The sequence below is a fragment of the Streptomyces glaucescens genome (assembly GCF_002154375.1).
Classification (GTDB): Bacteria; Actinomycetota; Actinomycetes; order Streptomycetales; family Streptomycetaceae; genus Streptomyces; species Streptomyces glaucescens.
This window is the reverse complement of the sequence record NZ_MUND01000297.1, coordinates 1-3180: the sequence shown is the minus strand read 5'-3', so window position 1 is coordinate 3180 and position 3180 is coordinate 1. Positions and strand designations below refer to the sequence as shown.

General features: G+C 71.9%; 3 protein-coding genes. 2 read left to right on the top strand and 1 reads right to left on the bottom strand.

The features are described 5' to 3' along the window. The first annotated feature begins 112 nt into the window (after positions 1-112). Positions 113-301 (top strand): hypothetical protein, encoded by a 189-nt coding sequence (locus tag CCN42_RS20190; RefSeq protein ID WP_169731493.1) that lies wholly within the window; start codon positions 113-115, stop codon positions 299-301. 111 nt (positions 302-412) lie between these two features. Continuing rightward, positions 413-1462 carry a glycosyltransferase 87 family protein gene (locus CCN42_RS20185; protein ID WP_086737577.1) on the top strand — a complete coding sequence of 350 codons (1050 nt, stop codon included), beginning with the start codon at positions 413-415 and terminating at the stop codon, positions 1460-1462. Here the strand turns inward: CCN42_RS20185 and CCN42_RS20180 are convergent. Continuing rightward, a complete protein-coding gene (locus tag CCN42_RS20180) occupies positions 1414-3057 on the bottom strand; it encodes a DNA repair helicase XPB (RefSeq protein WP_086737576.1) in 1644 nt (547 codons plus the stop codon). The two genes, CCN42_RS20185 and CCN42_RS20180, sit on opposite strands and share 49 nt — an antisense overlap. Positions 3058-3180 lie beyond the last annotated feature (123 nt).

Below are 3180 nucleotides of genomic sequence, written 5' to 3'. Positions count from 1 at the left end.
TCGCCGCAGGGCCGTCCTGCGGACGACGACGGGAGTTTGACGACACCCCCTAGGGGACGAAGCAGACCAGAGACCGATGCGGCCCTTATGTCTGGGAATCCACCATGGAGACATGAGTGCAGCAGCCATCACCCCCATAACGGTCTCCGCCCGGCCCCCGTCCGGCGCGACCGCCGTCGCCGGCAGCCACCGGCACCGGCTCGGCGACGCGCTCCGTGCCGTGAAGGTCTTCGCGGGCGCCGCCTTCGACGTGATCATCCTCGGGGAGTACGGCGAGGAGGCGGGAGTCCGCCGCCACTGACGGTCTAGGGTCACCGGCGTGACCCGCCGTGCACGCAGCGCGACTCCCTGGCTCCTCCTCGCGGCCTCCCTCACGGCGTTCGCCGTGCTGTGCGTGGCCCAGCGCGTCCCCATGGCCGACGCGCTGGTCTACCAGGCGGAGGGCGAGGCGGTCCTCGACGGCCGTGACCTGTACGGATTCACGGTCACCGAGTGGCATCTCCCGGCCACCTACCCGCCCTTCGCCGCCCTTCTCTTCACCCCCACGGCCTGGCTTCCCCCGGCCGCCCTGAAGGCGGCCTTCCTGGCGGGCAACATCCTGTTGCTCGCCTGGCTGGTGCACCTCTCCGCCCGCCTGGCGGCCCTGCCCCTGCGCCTGCCCGCCCGGTGCGCGGCGACGGCCCTCGCGCTGTGGCTGGAGCCCGTCTTCCAGACCCTCCTCTTCGGGCAGATCAACCTCGCCCTGGCCTGCCTGCTCCTGTGGGACCTGACCCGGCCGGACGGTGCCCGCGGCAAGGGCGTGGCGGTGGGGATCGCGGCCGGGATGAAACTGACACCGGCCGTCTTCGTCCCGTACCTGCTGCTGACCGGCCGCCGGCGCGAGGCGGCGACGGCGACGGCGGCGCTCACCGGGACGGTCCTGCTCGGCGCCCTGCTCCTGCCCGCCGCGAGCGCCGACTTCTGGCTGCGCCGCCTCTACGAGACCGGCCGGGTGGGAAAGCCGTGGATCGTCGACAACCAGTCCCTCCAGGGGCTGGCGGCACGGCTGCTGGGCGATCCGGTGCCGGGCCCGGCGTGGTGGCTCCCGGCGCTTGTGACGGCGGCGGGCGGCCTCTGGCTGGCGGCCCGCACGTCCGACGACCGCCACGGCGTCCCGCTCACCGCGCTCACCGCACTTCTGGTCTGCCCGATCAGCTGGTCCCACCACTGGGTGTGGTGCGTCCCGCTGATCGCGGTGCTCCTGGCGGACGGCCGCCCCCGCCTGGCGGCGGCGACGGCGCTCGTCTTCACCGCCCGCACCATGTGGCTGGTCCCCCACGAGGGCCCCCTGGACCTCCACCTCCCGTGGTGGCAGCAGCCGCTGGCGTCGCCGTATCCGCTGGCGGGGGTGGCGGTGCTGGTGCTGCTGCGGCCTCAGCTCTCCGTCAGCAGCTCGTCCGCGTCCATGATCCGGTACGCGTAGCCCTGTTCGGCGAGGAAGCGCTGGCGGTGGGCGGCGAAGTCCTGGTCGATGGTGTCGCGGGCGACGACGGAGTAGAAGTGCGCCTGGTGGCCGTCCGACTTGGGCCGCAGGACGCGGCCGAGACGCTGGGCCTCCTCCTGGCGGGAGCCGAAGGTGCCGGAGACCTGGATGGCGACGGTGGCCTCGGGCAGGTCGATGGAGAAGTTGGCGACCTTGGACACCACCAGGACGCTGATCTCGCCCTGCCGGAAGGCGTCGAACAGCTTCTCGCGCTGGGCGTTGGTCGTCTCGCCCTTGATCACGGGGGCGCCGAGGTGTTCGCCGAGTTCGTCGAGCTGGTCGATGTACTGGCCGATCACGAGGATCTGCTGTCCGGCGAAGCGCCGCACGATCGCCTCGGTCACCTTCCGCTTGGTCGCGGTCGTGGCGCAGAACCGGTACTTCTCCTCCGCCTCGGCCGTCGCGTACGCCAGCCGCTCGGAGTCGGTCAGGTTCACCCGGACCTCGACGCAGTCCGCGGGCGCGATGTACCCCTGCGCCTCGATCTCCTTCCACGGCGCGTCGAACCGCTTCGGCCCGATGAGGGAGAACACGTCGGACTCGCGGCCGTCCTCGCGGACCAGCGTCGCGGTCAGCCCGAGCCGCCGCCGCGCCTGGAGGTCGGCGGTGAACTTGAAGACGGGCGCCGGCAGCAGGTGCACCTCGTCGTAGACGATCAGGCCCCAGTCCCGGGAGTCGAACAGCTCCAGGTGCGGGTAGACGCCCTTCCGCCTGGTCGTCAGCACCTGGTACGTGGCGATGGTGACCGGCCGGATCTCCTTGCGCGTCCCGCTGTACTCGCCGATCTCGTCCTCGGTCAGCGAGGTCCGCTTCACCAGCTCGTGCTTCCACTGCCGCGCGGAGACGGTGTTGGTGACGAGGATCAGCGTCGTGGACCGGGCCTGGGCCATCGCCCCGGCTCCGACCAGCGTCTTCCCCGCGCCGCACGGCAGGACGACGACACCGGACCCGCCGTGCCAGAAGTTCTCCACGGCCTGCCGCTGGTACGGCCGCAGCGCCCAGCCGTCCTCGGCCAGGTCGATCGGGTGCGCCTCGCCGTCCACGTACCCGGCGAGGTCCTCGGCCGGCCAGCCCAGCTTCAGCAGCGTCTGCTTGATCTGCCCGCGCTCCGAGGGGTGCACGACGACCGTGTCCGGGTCGATCCGGTCGCCCACCAGCGGGGCGATCCGCCTGGAACGCAGGACCTCCTCCAGCACCGGCCGGTCGGTGGCGGTCAGCACCAGCCCGTGCGCGGGGTGCTTGACCAGCGACAGCCTCCCGTACCGGTCCATGGTCTCGGCGATGTCGACGAGCAGCGCGTGCGGCACCGGGTAGCGGCTGTACTCGACCAGCGCGTCCACCACCTGCTCGGCGTCGTGCCCGGCGGCCCGCGCGTTCCACAGTCCGAGGGGCGTCACCCGGTAGGTGTGGATGTGCTCGGGCGCCCGCTCCAGCTCCGCGAACGGCGCGATGGCCCGACGGCAGTCGTCGGCCCGCTCGTGGTCGACCTCGAGCAGCAGAGTCTTGTCCGACTGGACGATCAGCGGTCCGTTCACGTACATACATCCTTCCGCGCGGCCAAACGTCCAGTGTGCCTGATCCACGGCGGGACGGCGGGCCCTGCGGCCCACTGTTCCTACAGGATGTCTATTCAGTCCTGCGGGTGGCCGCATGCGGCC

Bases quoted from the DNA above. Each gene is read 5' to 3' on its own strand.
- CCN42_RS20190 (WP_169731493.1), top strand. From the start codon at position 113: ATGAGTGCAGCAGCCATCACCCCCATAACGGTCTCCGCCCGGCCCCCG.
- CCN42_RS20185 (WP_086737577.1), top strand. From the start codon at position 413: ATGGCCGACGCGCTGGTCTACCAGGCGGAGGGCGAGGCGGTCCTCGAC.